This is a genomic window from Vitreimonas flagellata, from assembly GCF_004634425.1.
GTDB lineage: Bacteria > Pseudomonadota > Alphaproteobacteria > Caulobacterales > Aquidulcibacteraceae > Vitreimonas > Vitreimonas flagellata.
Genome location: NZ_SBJL01000001.1, coordinates 1,306,053 through 1,322,999, shown reverse-complemented (window position 1 = coordinate 1,322,999; position 16,947 = coordinate 1,306,053). Strand labels below are relative to the sequence as shown.

Below are 16,947 nucleotides of genomic sequence, written 5' to 3'. Positions count from 1 at the left end.
CTCCAGATGTGGCCGGGAGGCATAGAGTCTTTTGCCGGGAAGGGAAACTCAACCCTGCTTGACCGCGCGCCCAAGCCGCATCAGCGCCGATTTCAGGCCAGGGTCGGCCACAGGGTCAAGCGCTTGCGCCAGTGCGGCCTCCTCGGCCGGGGAAAGCGCACGCTTGAGCGGGGCGACGTTGGTTTGCTTGGGGGGCGCGGCGGTGCGTTGCTCGATCTTGATGGATTTGATCTTCGCGCCGGCTGTTTTTAGCCGTTCGAGCAGAAGGGGCGTCTGCTGCTGTAGGAATGGGGCAAGCGCGCCGGGAACTTTGAGGGTCAGCACGCCGGCCACGAGGCGCTCCGGGGCGGCGCGGGCAAAGCTGTCGCCGGCGATCTCGGTCCAATTGCGCTTGAGTTCGTTGATGCCAAGGCCCGTGCCTTTCAGAAGGGGGCGGACGACGGCTGTCATGGCCTTGCCTGCGTTAGGCGGGGGCGCGATGACGGCTTTGCCGCGCTTGGCCGAAAGTTCACGCGCCGCGCGGCCCTCATTCAGGGCGTCAGTGGCGGGGCCATAGAAAGAGTCCTTGGCCGGGCGGAAGCGGTCGCGCAGGGACATGGGCTGTTGAGCGAATCGTAAAGCCATGAACAAAGGGTAAAGACGCTCGATGCCCGCGCTTGCTCACAAACGACCTAGGCCTGGGGATAAGGCCATCGCGACTCGGGATAAGTTGCGGAAATCGTTGCTGAAATGGTACGACCGCAACGGTCGCGACCTGCCCTGGCGGCTGCGCAGCGGAAAACCCGATCCTTACCGGGTGTGGCTCTCTGAGATCATGCTGCAGCAGACGACGGTGGCTGCCGTCGGGCCCTATTTCGCGAAATTCCTCGCCGCTTGGCCGGATGTTGAGTCTCTGGCGGCGGCGCCCAGGGACGATGTGCTCGAGGCGTGGGCGGGGCTTGGCTATTATTCGCGGGCGCGAAATCTCCACGCGGCGGCGCAGGCGTTGGCGGCCGGGGGTTTTCCGCCAGATGAGGTGGGCTGGCGCGAACTGCCTGGCGTGGGGCCGTACACGGCGGCGGCGATTGCAGCGATTGCCTATGGCGAGGCGACCAACGTGGTCGATGGCAATGTCGAGCGCGTCATGGCGCGCCTCTATGCCGTGGAAGCGCCGTTGCCGGGCGCCAAGGCTGAACTGAAGGCGAAGGCCGGAGCTTTGATCGCCGACGATCGCCCAGGCGATTGGGCGCAGGCGCTGATGGATTTGGGCGCGACCGTGTGCACGCCGAAATCGCCCAAGTGCAAGGCGTGTCCGTGGATCGATGACTGCGCGGCGTATGCGAGCGGCGCGCCGGAGACGTATCCGCGCAAGATTGCAAAAGCGGAGCGGCCGGAGCGGTTTGGTGTGGCGTTTCGTGCGGAGCGCGATAGCGCGATCTGGTTGGTGCGGCGGCCGGACAAAGGTTTGCTCGGCGGCATGGCGGCGCTGCCGACGACAGAATGGCGCAGCGAAGCCTGGACGCGCGCGGAAGCACTGAAGCACGCGCCAGCGAAAGCGAAATGGCGTGAGGCGGGCGCGGTGCGCCACGTGTTCACGCATTTCGCGCTGACGCTTGAGGTTTATGTGGCGGACGCCGCGCCGAAGGGCGAAGGATGGTGGGGCGATGCGCGCGCGCTGCCCACCGTGTTCAAGAAGGCGGCTTTAGTGGGGAGACAATGAATCCTGATCCTACCGTTTCAGACTGGGTGATAGCGTTGGCGCCCCTCGTTGTTCTTGGCGGGCTCATCGTCGTCCTTGTTTGGCGGACGATAAAGTTTTGGCGTAGCCATACCGAATTGCAGAAGCGTCAGACAGCAGCGCTTGAGCGCATCGCTGATGCTTTGGAAAAGCGACAATGAGTGAAACCTTCGAAGGCGGCTGCTCATGCGGCGCGGTGCGTTATCGGCTGACATCGCGACCGATGTTCACCAATTGCTGCCATTGCCTGGATTGCCAGAAGCAAACCGGCGGCGCGTTCGCGATCAACGCGATGATTGAGACGTCGCGAATTGAAATACTTTCCGGCGAGCCGGTCGTCATCGACATGCCGAGCCCGAGTGGGCGTGGCCACGAAGTGCATCGCTGCCCCAAGTGCGAAGTCGCGCTGTGGAGCAATTACGGGCGGCGCACTTGGATGCGCTTCGTGCGCGTTGCGACGTTGGATGCGCCGCATGCGATCAAGCCGGACGCTCACATTTTCACACGCAGCAAAGCGCCGTGGGTGAAGCTGCCGGAAGATGTTCCTGCGTTCGAGATTTATTACGACACGCCCAAACAATGGTCGCCCGAGAGTCTGACGCGGCTCGCTGCGGCGAGCGGCAAAGCCTGAACAAGCGAAGGACGCGGAGGGGGGCGTCTCCGCGTCCTTGCTGTTGGTGATCGCCGCGCTTGGCTCTCGCAGCGATCCATCTGGCCCGGCGCGCCCAGGAAGGAAAGGCGCTGCGGGTGATCAGTGAGGATGTTGTAGCGGCGGCGTGCGCTGACTGCTGTGACGGTGGACACAAGTGACGCCAGCTGGAAGCCGGCGGTCCGAGTTTAAGTCGCCCGCGATTCTTGGATTAGCGCTTTTAACTTGTCGCGCGCGACGAGTTTGATGCCGGCGCGGCCCATATTGATCCAGCCTTCGTCGACCCATTCGTGCAGCTTGCGGTTCACCTTTTCGCGGCTGGCGCCGATGCGGCGCGCGATTTCGGTTTGCGTCAGCGTGACGGTGGGGCCGTCGCCCGCTTCTTCGAGCAGGCGCAGCGCAAGGCGTCCGCCGAGGTCGAGCGTGTGCGCGTCTTCAAGTGCAGCGTCCGCGTGGCGCAGACGCTTGCTGAGCTCGGCGATGAGCTTGAGCAATGCTTTCGGCTCAGACTCGAGCGCGGCGATGGCTTGGTCGCGTCCGATGCGGAGCAGACGCGACTTGCGGATGGCGGCGATGTCCGCCGACCGCACGCCGCCGTCGAGCACGGCCATTTCGCCGATCAGTGCATATGGCTTCAGCGAAGCGATGCGCACGTCCTTGCCGGCCTCTGTCGAGGTGCGGACTTCGATCTCGCCTTCGAGCAACACGTAAAGCGCGTCGCCCTTGTCGCCTTTGGCGAAGAGGAGCTTGCCGGACTCCACCACGATCGGCTGGCCTTGCTTGGCGAGCTTAGAGCGCGTGGCGTCGCTCAGCGCCGCCATCAGCTCAGCCTTCGCCAGCGCCGCCTCGACGGCGTGAATGTCGTGCTTCTCAGCCATTAAGCGCGGACCATTAGGCCCGCGCTTGGCCGCGTCAACAATTTAGACGCGGGAGGCGATCATGGCCGCGCTCCCGCACCTGTTTTGTGCGAAGCCTTACGGCGTCGGCGTGTTCGCGGCTTGCACCAAGCCGGTGGCGACGAAGCCCGAGCAGGCCCGATCGCGATTGGCGCGGAGTTCCGCGATTTGCTCTGGGGTGTCGGCGTCGGCGCGGCGGATGGCGCGCTTGCGCGTCTCGGCGCGCGCGGCGGCCGGCGGCGTGACGCGGCGACCCTGGTCGGACACGAGTTCACGCAATGCTTCGACGTTTGGCGCGTCATCGGCCAGCGCGCGATGTTGAGCGTACGCGATGCAGACGGAGGCGTTGATGAACTGGGTGTCGGTCATCAACGTTTGGGTTTGCGCCCCTGCTGGCGCGGCGAAAGACATGGCGGCGATTGCGCTGGCGCAAATGAATGCACGCATCATCGGTGGGCTCCTTGGTTCAGCCTGTAGAGTAGAAGCGATTGGTTTTGTCGTGGCACGCGCGCGTCGATCAGTGTGCGTGCGGGTGCGATCGACGGCGCGCAGATACGCGCCGTCTCACGTCGTTCTGAGTTGCGAATGGCGCTCGTGCTTACGAAGCGCTGGCGTCGTTCAGCTGCACGAGGCCGTGCTGAACAAAGCTCGCGCACGTTTCGTCGCGCCGTTCACGCAATTCGTCGACGTTTGCGCCGTTCGCGCGCGCGCGGATGTCGCGCGCTTGGGTGCGTGCTTCCGCGCGCACCGAACCGAGACGCCCGCCAGCGTCGGCGGCATCGCGCAACGCCGAGAAATTGGCGCCGTCGGCCTGCAATTGATCGAGTTCAGCGTAAGCAAGGCAGCGATTGGCGGCCAGATAACGTGCATCGCTCATGCGCTCTTGCGCGTGCGCGGACAGCGGCGTCGCGATGATCAGCGCGGCCGCGATCAAGAACATACGCTTCATGACTTTACTCCCGTAGTTTTTCCAAACCTGCGGGACGTAGATGCAATGACGATGCGAAATGGATGTGGCCGTTTGCAGCCAATGCGATGGGTCGCCACTTCAGCGCGACGACCTGCCGGATGTCATTTCCGTGGACGGCAACGCGCGACGCTAGGCGCCCATGCTCATCGCCATTTCGCGGCGAATTTCGAGGCGGAAGAGGTCGATGCTCTTGGGGCCTTGCTTGGTCTCCAAGCTCCAGAAGGTCCAGCCATTGCAGGCCGGCGCATCGGAAACGACGGCGCCGACACGATGGATCGAGCCCGTGACATCGCCGTAAGCTAACGAGCCGTCAGCGCGCACGCGGGCGCGTTTGCCGTTGGGCGCCACAAGCCAATCGCCCGGATGGATGTGGCCGGCTTCGATCACTTGTCCAAACGGCACGCGCGGCTCCTCTTTCTTCGAGCGAGTGACGGCCAGATCTTCCGGCGCTGCTGGTGTGATTTTCTTTAAGCGCGCCTTGGCGCCGGCGATGTAATTCTCATCGCGCTCAATGCCGATGTAGTGACGGCCCAAGCGCTTGGCGGCCGCACCCGTGGTGCCGGTGCCGAAGAAGGGGTCGAGAATGGTCTCGCCGGGGCGCGAGGTGGCGAGCACGACGCGATGCAGCAGCGCTTCCGGCTTTTGCGTCGAATGCAGTTTGCGGCCTTCGCGATCTTTCAAGCGCTCGCCGCCGGTGCAGAGCGGCAGCGTCCAATCGGAGCGCATTTGCAGATCGTCGTTGAGCATTTTCAGCGCGTCATAGTGGAAGGTGTATTTCGCGTCCTTCGACTTGGCGGCCCAGATCAGGGTCTCGTGCGCGTTGGTGAAGCGCGTGCCTTTGAAATTCGGCATCGGGTTGGTCTTACGCCAGACGATGTCGTTCAAAATCCAGAAGCCGAGATCCTGCATGATCGCGCCGACGCGGAAAATGTTGTGATAGGCGCCGATCACCCAGATGCCGCCGTCATCCTTCAGGCAGCGGCGGGCCTCCGTGAGCCAGGCGCGGGTGAAATCGTCATAGGATTTGAAGTCGGCGAATTTGTCCCAATCGTCGTCGACGCCATCGACGTTCGACTGGTCCGGGCGGGTAAGCGCGCCGCCGAGCTGCATGTTGTAGGGCGGATCGGCGAAGACGAGGTCGGCGCAGCCCTTCGGCAATTTGCGCATCGCCTCGACGCAATCGCCTTCGATGATCCGGTCTTTAAGTTGGCGCGCTGACATTGATCCCCCGTGAGGGGATCGATTCAAGCTTGACGCGAATCAGGAATCAAGAGTCCGCGTGGCCGTTAACCATGCTTTCTCAGCTTGACACTGTCGCTTGGGCCTTCCGGTAGACGAGGCGACCACTGAGCGACAGCGCGTAAGTCACGAAGAACGCGTACATGAAGAGCTCTTCGATCTCGCTGACGCGCGTATACTGAAGTTCGAACGGCAGGATGGCGAGCTTGTCGATCGCCTTGGGCAGGCCCGCGAGGATCGAGATGACGACAGGCGGCATGCTGGCGAAGGTTGGCGCGAGCCACCACGGATTGTCGAAAAGGCCGCGTCCGTTGCGGAATTTCTTGACCAGCGGGTGCGCGATCGCGCCCAGGATCATGCCGAGCTGCAGGATGGCGCGCGGCTTTTGGTCGAGCCAGCCGCCTTCGGTGTTGTGGAAATTGGTTTCTCCCTGGTCGTTGACTTGCGCAAACCAGCCGCCGGTTTCCCAATTGAAATAGTGCTGCCCCCAACTCCCTTCCTCGCCGAGCAGGAAGAGCGTGCCCAGCGACACGAAGATCATCCACCAGCGCAGCAGCTTTTCTTCGGCGCGCAGCGTGACCTGGATCATGATGATCAGTGCGGCAAGCAGCAGGATGTTCTGGCCGGTCTCGAGCGGGCCGAGCTCCCAATTACGGCCGGGGCCTTGCAGGAAGTCCTGCGCGAACGCCGCCGTCACCATGATGGCGGCGTAAGCTGCGATGCAGATGATCCAAATGGTTCCGGTAGGCAGATCGCCTTGACGCTCGGCGGCGGTCGATTGTGACATGCCCGCGAAGATGGGAGAGCGCGGCTCCGAAGTAAACCGTAGCGCGACTAAGCGGCGAGTCCGGACGCGAGCCGGACGGGCTTGAAGCTGCGGCGGTGGATGGCGCAGGGGCCGAGTTCGGCCAGCGCCTTTTGGTGCTCTGGCGTGCCGTAGCCTTTGTGCTTGGCGAAGGAATAGCCGGGATATTGGGCGCAGAAATCGACCATCATGCGGTCGCGCTCGACCTTGGCGATGATCGAGGCGGCCGAGATCGAGGCGACGTAAGCATCGCCGTCGATGATCATCTCGATGGCGCAGGGCAGGTCGGGAGCTGCGTTGCCGTCGATCAAAGCCGCGACCGGGCGTTCGGGCAGGGCGTCAAAGGCGCGGCGCATGGCCAGGAATGTGGCCTGGAGGATGTTGATCCGATCGATCTCGTCTGGCGAAGCCATACCGACGCCAACGGCCGCGCAGGCGCGGATGGCCTGCGCCAATTCTTCACGCGCCTCGCCCGTCAGCTGCTTAGAATCCGCCAAACCCTTCGGACGCTTCTTGGCGGGCAGGATCACGGCCGCGGCCACCACTGGCCCGGCCCAGGGCCCGCGCCCCGCTTCGTCGATCCCACAAATCGCCATGCCCGGAGCATGAAGCGGATTCCGGCTAAAGCGCAAACGTCAAGGACACTCACATTTTTGCAAAGGACGCTTGACATGAAATGCCGTCTGGACAAGTATCCTTGTCATCGAGACAAGGTCGCTTGATGGAGTTGGACATGACTGAGCGTCGAGGATGGAATTGGGGTGTGATTGTCGCTGTGGCGGTGGCGATCGCTGTGGCGCTTGGCTGGTTTGAGGGCTGAGGGCGGGCGATGTCTGAGCAAAGCTCCACGCAGGCCCGCGCGGCCAAGCGCTATTCGCGCGACATGATCCTCGCCAGCCTGCTTTATACGGCGGTCGTGTTCGGCGGTGTTCTGGCGATCAAACAGGATTTGCCGCACTGGGCCGTGATCGTGATCGCGTTGCTGCCTATTTTGCCGGCGTTGCTGATGCTGCGCGCCTATCTCGTCTTCCTGAAGGGCATGGATGAATTCCATCGCCAGGTGCAGGGCGAGGCGGTTGCGATCGCCGCGGGCGTCACTGGATTCGGCTCGTTTACCTACGGCTTTCTGGAGGAATGGGCCGGCTTCCCGCATTTGCCGCTCATCTGGGTGCTGCCGGTGCTGATCTTCGCGTGGGGCGTGGCGCTGTGCGTCGTGCGGCTGCGCTACAAATGAGAAACCGCCTCAAAGTGCTGCGCGCGGAGCGCAATTGGAGCCAGGCCGATTTGGCTGACAAGCTCGACGTGTCACGCCAGAGCGTGAATGCGATCGAGACGGGCAAATACGATCCTTCGCTGCCGCTGGCGTTTAAGATCGCTGCGCTGTTCGGCCTGCCGATCGAGCACATCTTCAGCGCTGAGGATGTCGCACAGGCCGCGGAGTAAGCGCCACTTGAACAAGGGGACGGGCGGCTTTACCCGTCTGCCCCCATGTCGCACCGCCCGCCCCGCTGTTTCCAGGATGTGATCCTGACGCTCCAGAATTACTGGGCTGAGCAGGGTTGCGCGATCCTGCAGCCCTATGACGAGCAGGTGGGCGCCGGCACGCTGCACCCTGCGACGACGCTGCGGGCGTTAGGCCCGAAGCCGTGGCGCGCGGCCTATGTGCAGCCGTCGCGGCGGCCGAAGGACGGGCGTTATGGCGAGAACCCGAACCGGTTGCAGCACTATTATCAGTTCCAGGTGATCCTGAAGCCGAACCCGCCGAACCTGCAGGATCTCTATCTCAACTCGCTTCAGCGCATCGGCATCGATCCGCTGCTGCACGACATTCGCTTCGTCGAGGACGATTGGGAAAACCCGACTGTCGGCGCGTGGGGTTTGGGTTGGGAAGTGTGGTGCGACGGGATGGAAGTGTCGCAATACACCTACTTCCAACAAGTCGGCGGCTTGGATGTGCGCCCGGTGAGCGGCGAGCTCACCTACGGGCTTGAGCGCTTGGCGATGTACGTGTTCGGCGTGGATCGCGTTTATGATTTGCCGTTCAACGATCCCGATAGTGCGACACCGCTGACCTACGGCGATGTGTTTCTGGAAAACGAGAAGCAGCAATCGCGCTTTAATTTTGAACTGAGCGATGCTGAGCAGAATCTGCGTTGGTTCGCCGATGCGGAAGCGACGGCGAAGCGCTTGCTGGAGGCCGGCGCCGTGCTGCCGGCGTTCGACTACACGCTGAAAGCCTCGCACCTCTTCAATCTGCTCGACGCGCGCGGCGTGGTTTCGCCCACCGAGCGGCAAAGCTTCATCGCCCGCGTGCGCGATTTGGCGAAGGGCTGCGCGAGCGCTTGGGCGGAGAGCCAAAGCTAATGCCCCAACTTCTTCTTGAGCTGTTCTCCGAGGAAATTCCTGCGCGTATGCAAAAGCGCGCGGAGGAGGATTTGGCGCGGGCTTTTGGTGAGAAGCTGAAAGCGGCCGGGCTTGAACCCAAGGCGATCAAGACGTTTTCTTCGCCGCGACGCTTGGGGCTCGTGATCGAGGATCTGCCCGCGAAAGCCGCGGATGTGAACGAAGAAAAGAAAGGCCCGCGCGTGGGCGCGCCGGGTCAGGCGATCCAGGGCTTTTTGAAGAGCGCGGGACTTAGCTCTATCGATCAAGCGCAAGTGGTCGAGGATAAGAAGGGCGCGTTTTACGTCGCGAAGATTGAACGCGCGGGCCGCGCGACGGCGACGATCGTGCAGGAGATCACGCCCGAGATCGTGCGCGCGTTTCCGTGGCCGAAATCGATGCGTTCGGCGTCAAGCGATCTGCAATGGGTGCGGCCGCTGCACAACGTGCTGTGCCTGTTCGATGGCGCGCCGGTGAAGATCGAGATCGAAGGCGTGGGCGCAAAGCCTGAGACGTTCGGCCATCGCTTTCTTGGGCCGGGCGCGATCAAGCCGCGCGACTTTGCCGATTATGCCGCCAAGCTCCGCGACGCGAAGGTGTTGATCGATCGCGAAGAGCGCAAGGCGATCATTTTGGAGCAAGCGAAGAAGCTTTGCGCCGACAAAAAGCTCGAACTGGTCGAGGATATCGGCCTGCTCGAAGAAGTGTGCGGGCTGGTCGAATGGCCGGTGACGCTACGGGGCGACATGGACCCAGCGTTTCTCGATCTGCCGGGCGAAGTGATCCGGCTCTCGATGCGCACGCACCAAAAATATTTCGCGGTGCGCGATCCGAAAAGCGGCAAGCTCGCGCCGCATTTCATCACGGTGGCGAACGTCGAAGCGAAGGATGGCGGCAAGGCGATCGCGGCGGGCAATGCGCGCGTGCTGTCGGCGCGCCTGAACGATGCGCGCTTCTTCTGGGTTACGGACAAGAAAACGCCGCTCTACACCGATGAGCGACGCGATAAGCTGAAGAAGATCGTCTTCCACCAGAAGCTTGGTTCGGTCTGGGACAAGGTCGAGCGCGTGAAGGCGCTGGCTGCGGAATTGTGCGCGGCGACGGGCGCGGATGTGGAATCTGTGCAGCGCGCCGCCGAACTCGCCAAGATGGATTTGGTGACGGAGACGGTTGGCGAATTTCCGGAGCTGCAGGGGCAAGTCGGCCGCCAACTCTACGCGCTGGAGAAGGGCGCCAATGCCTCGATCGCCGCCGCAATCGAAGATCACTACCGCCCGCTCGGGCCCAACGATCGCGTGCCGGAAGATAAAGTCGCCCTAACGCTCGCGCTGTCGGATAAGCTGGATACGCTGGCGGGATTTTGGGCGATCGATGAAAAGCCGACGGGCTCCTCAGACCCATATGCGCTGCGTCGCGCCGCGCTCGGTGTGATACGGATCGTGCTCGAACGCGGCTTGCGCATTGAGTTCAACTCATATCACACACTGGACGGCAAAGCGTTCCCAGACGGCCATCACGGCGCTGCTCGATATGGGCGCCTACCTGACGACATGAGTGCAGATAACATCGGGCAGTCTGGCAAGCTTGGATTCGCGCTTTGGAATCATCGAGCAGTTGAGCATGGCGGGCGGCTACAAGGATCGTTCTCGCGTGACGCCGCGCCCGATCTGCTCGCCTTCCTAGCCGATCGCCTCAAAGTGCAGCTCCGTGATCAAGGCAAGCGTCACGATCTCGTCGACGCTGTGTTCGCGCTTGGCGATGACGACCTCGTCCGCATCGTTGCGCGTGTCGAAGCCCTCGATGCGTTCCTGAAAACGGAAGACGGCGCGAACTTGCTCGCGGGCTATAAGCGCGCGGCCAATATCCTCGCGGCGGAGGAGAAGAAGGGGAAGTGGAGCGCGGACGAGGCCCAGGGCCAAGTCGATGCCTCCAAGCTCGCCGAGCCCGCCGAAAAGGCGCTGCACGCAGCACTCGAAAGCGCAGTGCCGACCGCGCGGTCGGCGGTGGAAAAGGAAGACTTCGCGTCCGCGATGAAGGCGCTCGCAGGTCTTCGCGCGCCAGTGGACGAATTCTTCGAAAAAGTCTTGGTCAACGCCGAAGACGCCATGCTGCGCCGCAATAGACTTTTGCTGCTCTCGCGTTTACGTGAGGCGCTGTCTGCGGTCGCGGATTTCTCCAAGATCGAAGGCTAGTTTCCTCCCCCGCAAGCGGGGGAGGTGGCGAGCAAAGCGAGCTGGGGGAAGTGCGCCTGATGCTGCACAAGCCCCCTCAGTCATCGCGCTTTGCGCGCTTACAGCTCCCCCGTGAACGGGGGAGCATGAAGAACGGGCGAGCGAATGTCGGCAAAGCAATGGGTTTACGGGTTTGGCGGCGGTGAGAGCGGGGGCGATGCGTCGCTGAAATCGCTGCTCGGCGGCAAAGGCGCCAATCTCGCGGAAATGGCGCGGCTCGATCTGCCGGTGCCGCCTGGCTTTACGCTGACGACCGAAGTCTGCAACGCGTTCTACGCCAACAATCGCGCCTATCCGCCGGAACTTAGCGGTCAAGTCGATGCGGCTTTGGCGGCGCTTGAGAAGAAGACCGGCAAGGCGTTTGGCAATCCGGCCAACCCGCTGCTCGTTTCCGTGCGCTCGGGCGCACGCGCGTCGATGCCGGGCATGATGGATACGGTGCTGAACCTCGGCCTCAACGATGAGACGGTCGAGGGGCTGGCCAAGCTCTCGGGCGATGCGCGCTTCGCGTACGACAGCTATCGCCGCTTCATTCAGATGTATTCCGACGTTGTGCTCGAATTGGAGCATGGCGTGTTCGAGGAAATCCTCGGCTCGCACAAAGACACCAACGATTATCGCGCCGACACGGAATTGACGGCCGATGATTGGAAGATCGTCGTCGCCGAATACAAGCGCGCCGTGGAGCGCGAGTTGGGCAAGCCGTTCCCGAACGATCCTAAGGAGCAGCTCTGGGGCGCCGTCGGCGCCGTGTTCTCAAGCTGGATGAACGATCGCGCGATCTTCTATCGCAAGCACAACAACATCCCCGAAAGCTGGGGCACGGCTGTGAACGTGCAAGCGATGGTGTTCGGCAATATGGGCGAGACCTCGGCCACCGGCGTTGCTTTCACGCGCGACCCATCCACCGGCGACAAGAAATTCTACGGCGAATTCCTCATCAACGCGCAAGGCGAAGATGTCGTCGCCGGCATCCGCACGCCCAAAGCGCTGACGAAGGCATCGCGCTTGGAGATGAAAGAGCCCGGTGAATCGCTCGAAGAGGCGATGCCCGAGGTCTATGCGGAGCTGGTGCGCGTCTATCAAAAGTTAGAGGCGCATTATCGCGACATGCAGGATCTGGAGTTCACCGTCGAACGCGGCAAGCTCTATATGCTGCAAACGCGGAACGGGAAGCGCACGGCGAAAGCGGCGCTGAAGATCGCGGTCGATATGGCGGCGGAAGGTTTGATCACGCAGGACGAAGCGGTGTTGCGCGTCGATGCGGCGGCGCTTGATCAGCTACTGCACCCAACGATCGCGGCGGGCTACAAGCGGGACATCATCTGCAAAGGCTTGCCAGCCTCGCCTGGCGCGGCCGTCGGCAAAGTCGTGTTCGATGCGGATGAAGCTGAAAAGCTCGCGGCCGACGGCGTGGACGTGATCCTGGTGCGCGACGAGACGAGCCCGGAAGACATTCACGGCATGCACGCCTCGAAAGCGATCGTGACTGCGCGCGGCGGCATGACGAGCCACGCAGCCGTAGTCGCACGCGGCATGGGGCGGCCTTGTGTGTCGGGTGCGGGCGATGTGCGCATCGATATGAAGCTCGGCGAATTCCGTGCGCTGGGCCGCGTGATCAAGAAGGGCGATGTCATCACCGTTGATGGTTCGTCGGGCGAAGTGTTGCTCGGCGCCGCTGAAATGGTGCAGCCGGAATTGACCGGCGATTTCGGCACGCTGATGGGTTGGGCCGACAAAGCGCGGCGCATGAAAGTGCGGGCGAATGCTGAGACGCCAGCGGATGCGGCGACGGCGGTGAAGTATGGCGCTGAAGGCATTGGCCTTTGCCGCACCGAGCACATGTTCTTCGACGCTGAACGCATCGCCGCCGTGCGCGAGATGATCTTGGCCGAGAAGCAAAGCGCGCGCGTGGCGGCGCTGGATAAACTCTTCCCGCACCAGCGCGCGGATTTCGTCGCGATCTTTGAAGCGATGGGCGCGCGCCCGGTGACGATCCGCTATCTCGATCCGCCGCTGCACGAATTCTTGCCGCACACCGAAGAAGATTGCGCCGATGTCGCGAAGGCGACGGGACTCGATGCAAAGGCGTTGCTGGCGCGCTCGAAGGATCTGGCCGAGAGCAATCCGATGCTCGGTTTCCGCGGCTGCCGTTTGGCGATCGTCTTCCCGGAAATCTACGACATGCAATCGCGCGCCGTGTTCGAAGCCGCGTGCGACGTGGCCGAGCAGGGGGCCGCGCCCATTCCGGAAATCATGATCCCGTTCGTGATCGCGAAGAAGGAATTTGAGCTGCTGAAGGCGCGCGTCGACGCGATCGCTGAAGAAGTGTTCGCCAAGCGCGGCCGTCGCGTCGAGTATCTGGTCGGCACCATGATCGAGCTGCCGCGCGCGGCGCTCAAAGCGGGCGAGATCGCAGAGGCGGCCGAGTTCTTCTCCTTCGGCACCAACGACCTCACGCAGACCACGATGGGCCTCTCCCGCGACGACGCCGGCAAGTTCCTTGGAACCTATGTCGACCGCGGGGTGTTGGCGACGGATCCGTTCGTTACCGTCGACGCTGATGGCGTGGGCGAACTCGTCGGGCTCGCCTGCGAACGGGGGCGGGCGGTTCGTCAGGGGCTGAAACTTGGCGTCTGCGGTGAACACGGCGGCGACCCTGCGTCGGTGGCGTTCTTCGAACGCGCTGGCCTCGATTACGTCTCTTGCTCGCCGTACCGCGTGCCGATTGCACGTCTGGCTGCGGCCCAAGCCGCCCTCGGCGGAAAGCGCTAACGGGCGCCCGCAACCGCATCTGACGTTACGGAAATCACCTGCCACGGGCGCGACCGGCGGTCGCGGCCGATTTCGCCTGTTCGGTGAACTGGCACGGGCCTCGCAAGACTTTGGACGGTTTGGGCTTTCTCGGCGTGACCTCCGGGCCGCACCGGGACGCTCAAGCCACCTAGAACTCGCGGGAACCTGGACCATGAACAAAAAGACAATCGCCCCCAGGGCGCAGGTCCTGTATGCCCCGCAGGCCCTCGAGCAAAACATTGCCGAGGCGAAATGGTATGGTCTGTTGCAGATTATCTGGCGGTTACTTGTGCCAAATCTGCACAGCGTTAAGCGGGGCTTAATGCATTTATCGTTGTTCTGGCGTCGACTGGCTATCTTTGCGGGTGAGATTCGGACCCAAGTGATGGTGGAGATCGAGCGTAATCCCCTGGCCGTGCGCCAGGGCGCGGCCACGATCATGTGCCTTGCAGCCGCTGCGGTTGCGATGCCGTTGATCGCGCACCGCGCCGCCGAACAGCGCGATGGCGCTGAATGGGCAGCCACGTCCACCGCGTTCCAAGCTGAGCTGCAGCAGCAATTGGCCTCGACTGAGCCGAATGCGCGCGTCGAGCTGACATCCTTCCGCACCAACGATGGTTTGCGCGCCCGTGGCAGTGCGACTCTGTTCGAAAGCGCCGATGCGCGCGCGATGATGGTGCAAGCCGTGCTGCGTGGCCCGTCGTCGGCCAGCCAACCCGAGCAGAGCGCGCCGGCCGAGCCGCAAATCGACGCCCGCCAGCACGCCTGCTTGAGCCAGGCGATCTATTACGAAGCCCGTGGCGAGACCCAGCGCGGCCAAGTCGCGGTCGCCGAAGTGATCATGAACCGGGTGCGCTCGAACGCTTACCCGAACTCGATATGCGGCGTGGTCTTCCAAGGCTCGCACCGTTCGACCGGCTGCCAGTTCACTTTCACCTGCGATGGCTCGCTGGGCCAACGCCCGCGTGGCCGCGCCTGGGACCGCGCCCAGCGGGTCGCGACCGCCGTGATGCTCGGCTATACCCGCCCGATCACGCAGGGCGCCACGCACTATCACACGCACGCTGTGAACCCGGTTTGGAATTCGGGCCTGGTTGAGACGGTCAACGTCGGCAGCCACGTGTTCTACCGTTTCCCGAACCGCTCCGAGCGTGCGTACTACCAGGAAGCCCTGGCCCGCCGCCGTGGCACAGGCGTGCGCCGCTCGACGGCTGCTGACGATCTGGCGCCGGAAGGCGCTGAAATCGACGCGGTGACGGATGCGGCGACGACCGAAAGTATCACGGATGCGCCGGCCGAAGCAGCGCCCGTGACGGATGCGCCAGCGGACACGGAAGCCGCCAACCATCTGGTCGTGAACGCGGCGACCTGATCCGAGTCTCAACGCTCAAAAGAAAACCCCGGCGGAGACGCCGGGGTTTTTGTTGGCTCATTCGTCGGGAATGAAATTGCGCAATCGCTTGCGCATCGCGTTCGGGAAGAAGCGCGCCGCGAAGCGTGCGCGCTCTGCTTCTTTGCCGACCATGTAGTGCAAGTCTTTTCCATGCGCGGCGTCCCACGCGCGCTCAGCGGCCATGCTGACGGGGTAGATCGGCGTCTTGTTTTCTGTGAGCGAGTCTTTGAGGGTGCGGTTCGAACCTTCTTCGGCAAAATTTCCGAGGATCGCGGTGTCGATGAACCAGGGCATCAAGCTCGCAACACTCACGCCGTAGCGCGAGAATTCCGCATCGAGCGCTTCCGTCAAACCGCGCACAGCGAATTTCGTCGCGACATACACAGCGAGTTTCGGAGCGCCGAAGATGCCCGCAACAGACGCTGTATTCACGATGCGTGCGCCGGGCGTTTCGCGCAGCAGAGGCAAGCTTGCGCGCACGCCATTGATCACGCCTTTCAGGTTTACATCGATGACGAGATCGATGTCGTCGTCTGGCATTTCTTCGATGAAGCCGCCGCGACCAACGCCAGCATTGTTGAAGAGCACATGCATGTGGCGATTGGTGACTTGGCCGAACGATTCAACCGCGCGCGCCCAACCGTTGCGATCGCGCACGTCGAACACCATCGAAAGGCGTTGGCCTTCGGGCAGCATCGCCGCGGTTTCTTCAAGGCCCTTCGGATCGACGTCGAAGAGGCCGACAAACCAGCCGCGCTCAGCGAAGAGCTTTGCTGTGGCGCGGCCGATGCCGGAGCCGGCGCCGGTGACGAAGATGGATTTTTGCGGTTCAGCCATGCGAAATTGGTCTGCCGGAACGCGCGATCCGTCAAGCTTGCCGCAGCGTGCGGCGCATGGCGGCGGGCGGCGCGCCGTAGAGGCGGATGAACGCGCGGCGCATGCGCTCGGGATCGCCGAAGCCTGTCTGTTCGGCAATGTCTTGGATCGTTGCACCTTGCTGCAATGCGGCGCGCGCGGTGTCGACGCGGAGGCGTTCGACCGCCTTGGCAGGTGTCACACCCGTTTCGGTCGCGTAGACGCGCGCGAAATTGCGCGGACTCATCGCGGCGCGTGCTGCGAGGCGTTCGACGGAGAGATCTTCGTGCAGATGATCGCGCATCCAGGCGTTCAATTCCGCGAAGCGTGAGCTTGGCGCATCGAGATCGAGCAGCGCGGAATGTTGCGCCTGGCCGCCGGGGCGCTTGGCATAGACGACCATTTCGCGCGCCACGTCCGTGGCGACTTTCTCGCCGAGATCTTCGGCAATCATGGCAAGCGCGAGATCAATGCCTGCGGTGACGCCGGCGGAGGTCCAGACGTTGCCGTCCTTGATGTGAATGCAATCGGCATCGACGCGCACATTGGGAAACGCTTTTTGCAAGAGCGGCGCGCGACGCCAATGCGTGGTGGCGCGCTTGCCTTCGAGCAGGCCCGCTTGTGCGAGCAGGAATGCGCCCGAGCAGACGCTCGAGGTGCGCCCCACGTGCGTGGAGAGACGCTTGATCGCGGCCATGAAGGCGGCGTCCTGCATTGCGCCATACGTGCCGTTGCCGCCGGAGACGATGAGCGTGTCGATATTGGTTTGGCCTTTTAGCGCTTCGGTTGGCCAACGCACGCCCGAGGAGGATGCGACCATACCGGCCTCGCTGCTGACCACGCGGATGCGATAGGCGCCGGGCGCGTAATGTGCGGCGATCTCGAAGGCGGCGATCGGGCCGGCGGCGTCGAGGATTTGAAAACCTTCGAACACGACAACAAGCACGTTGCGCGGTTGTGGCGGAAAACGAGGTGTCTTTGACATTTGCGCCAAAGGCATCCCGCGCCATAAAG

The 16,947-nt window shown here is 63.1% G+C and carries 17 protein-coding genes; 8 read left to right on the top strand and 9 right to left on the bottom strand.

Translation table 11 applies throughout. The annotated features are described in order from the left end of the window. Positions 1–48: 48 nt before the first annotated feature. A complete protein-coding gene (locus tag EPJ54_RS06845; protein ID WP_167755605.1) occupies positions 49–597 on the bottom strand; it encodes a DciA family protein in 549 nt (182 codons plus the stop codon). 49 nt (positions 598–646) lie between these two features. On the opposite strand from EPJ54_RS06845, the gene mutY reads away from it, so the two are divergent. Together mutY and EPJ54_RS06835 are read left to right on the top strand one after the other, a co-directional pair. After that, positions 647–1,699: an A/G-specific adenine glycosylase gene (mutY, locus tag EPJ54_RS06840; protein ID WP_135210897.1), complete on the top strand. Its 1,053-nt coding sequence runs from the start codon at positions 647–649 to the stop codon at positions 1,697–1,699. A gap of 175 nt (positions 1,700–1,874) precedes the next feature. Beyond that, on the top strand, positions 1,875–2,348 hold the full coding sequence (locus EPJ54_RS06835; protein ID WP_135210896.1) for a GFA family protein: 474 nt from the start codon (positions 1,875–1,877) through the stop codon (positions 2,346–2,348). Between the two features lie 206 nt (positions 2,349–2,554). Here EPJ54_RS06835 and EPJ54_RS06830 read toward each other — a convergent pair whose 3' ends face one another. The 6 genes from EPJ54_RS06830 to EPJ54_RS06805 all read right to left on the bottom strand — a co-directional run bounded on the left by EPJ54_RS06830 (position 2,555) and on the right by EPJ54_RS06805 (position 6,872). Continuing rightward, positions 2,555–3,244 carry a Crp/Fnr family transcriptional regulator gene (locus EPJ54_RS06830; RefSeq protein ID WP_135210895.1) on the bottom strand — a complete coding sequence of 230 codons (690 nt, stop codon included), beginning with the start codon at positions 3,242–3,244 and terminating at the stop codon, positions 2,555–2,557. 96 nt (positions 3,245–3,340) lie between these two features. Continuing rightward, positions 3,341–3,712, bottom strand: a complete 372-nt coding sequence (locus tag EPJ54_RS06825; protein ID WP_135210894.1) for a hypothetical protein — start codon at positions 3,710–3,712, stop codon at positions 3,341–3,343. A 148-nt stretch (positions 3,713–3,860) separates the two neighbouring features. Further along, positions 3,861–4,211, bottom strand: coding sequence for a hypothetical protein (locus tag EPJ54_RS06820; RefSeq protein WP_135210893.1), 351 nt, complete (start codon positions 4,209–4,211; stop codon positions 3,861–3,863). Positions 4,212–4,361: 150 nt separating this feature from the next. After that, on the bottom strand, positions 4,362–5,453 hold the full coding sequence (locus EPJ54_RS06815; protein WP_135210892.1) for a site-specific DNA-methyltransferase: 1,092 nt from the start codon (positions 5,451–5,453) through the stop codon (positions 4,362–4,364). 79 nt (positions 5,454–5,532) lie between these two features. After that, a complete protein-coding gene (locus tag EPJ54_RS06810; RefSeq protein ID WP_135210891.1) occupies positions 5,533–6,258 on the bottom strand; it encodes a hypothetical protein in 726 nt (241 codons plus the stop codon). Between the two features lie 47 nt (positions 6,259–6,305). After that, positions 6,306–6,872, bottom strand: coding sequence for a ribonuclease HII (locus tag EPJ54_RS06805; protein ID WP_135210890.1), 567 nt, complete (start codon positions 6,870–6,872; stop codon positions 6,306–6,308). Between the two features lie 233 nt (positions 6,873–7,105). Between EPJ54_RS06805 and EPJ54_RS06800 the strand changes: the two genes are divergently transcribed. From EPJ54_RS06800 to EPJ54_RS06775, 6 genes are all read left to right on the top strand, one after another. After that, positions 7,106–7,510, top strand: a complete 405-nt coding sequence (locus EPJ54_RS06800) for a hypothetical protein (protein WP_135210889.1) — start codon at positions 7,106–7,108, stop codon at positions 7,508–7,510. After that, entirely contained in the window at positions 7,507–7,719 is a 213-nt protein-coding gene (locus tag EPJ54_RS06795; RefSeq protein ID WP_135210888.1) for a helix-turn-helix transcriptional regulator, read from the top strand. Before EPJ54_RS06800 ends, EPJ54_RS06795 begins: the two co-directional genes overlap by 4 nt. A 45-nt stretch (positions 7,720–7,764) precedes the next feature. After that, a complete protein-coding gene (locus EPJ54_RS06790; RefSeq protein ID WP_135210887.1) occupies positions 7,765–8,640 on the top strand; it encodes a glycine--tRNA ligase subunit alpha in 876 nt (291 codons plus the stop codon). Beyond that, on the top strand, positions 8,640–10,850 hold the full coding sequence (glyS, locus tag EPJ54_RS06785; RefSeq protein WP_135210886.1) for a glycine--tRNA ligase subunit beta: 2,211 nt from the start codon (positions 8,640–8,642) through the stop codon (positions 10,848–10,850). The genes EPJ54_RS06790 and glyS overlap by 1 nt, the downstream gene beginning before the upstream one ends. A gap of 144 nt (positions 10,851–10,994) precedes the next feature. Beyond that, complete coding sequence (gene ppdK, locus EPJ54_RS06780; RefSeq protein WP_135210885.1) at positions 10,995–13,664, top strand: pyruvate, phosphate dikinase; 2,670 nt, start codon at positions 10,995–10,997, stop codon at positions 13,662–13,664. A gap of 343 nt (positions 13,665–14,007) precedes the next feature. Then, positions 14,008–15,057: a cell wall hydrolase gene (locus tag EPJ54_RS06775; RefSeq protein ID WP_239590783.1), complete on the top strand. Its 1,050-nt coding sequence runs from the start codon at positions 14,008–14,010 to the stop codon at positions 15,055–15,057. Between the two features lie 57 nt (positions 15,058–15,114). On the opposite strand, the gene EPJ54_RS06770 is transcribed toward EPJ54_RS06775, so the two are convergent. Further along, positions 15,115–15,915 carry an SDR family oxidoreductase gene (locus EPJ54_RS06770; protein WP_135210884.1) on the bottom strand — a complete coding sequence of 267 codons (801 nt, stop codon included), beginning with the start codon at positions 15,913–15,915 and terminating at the stop codon, positions 15,115–15,117. 31 nt (positions 15,916–15,946) lie between these two features. Further along, complete coding sequence (locus EPJ54_RS06765; RefSeq protein WP_135210883.1) at positions 15,947–16,918, bottom strand: GlxA family transcriptional regulator; 972 nt, start codon at positions 16,916–16,918, stop codon at positions 15,947–15,949. Positions 16,919–16,947: the final 29 nt, after the last annotated feature.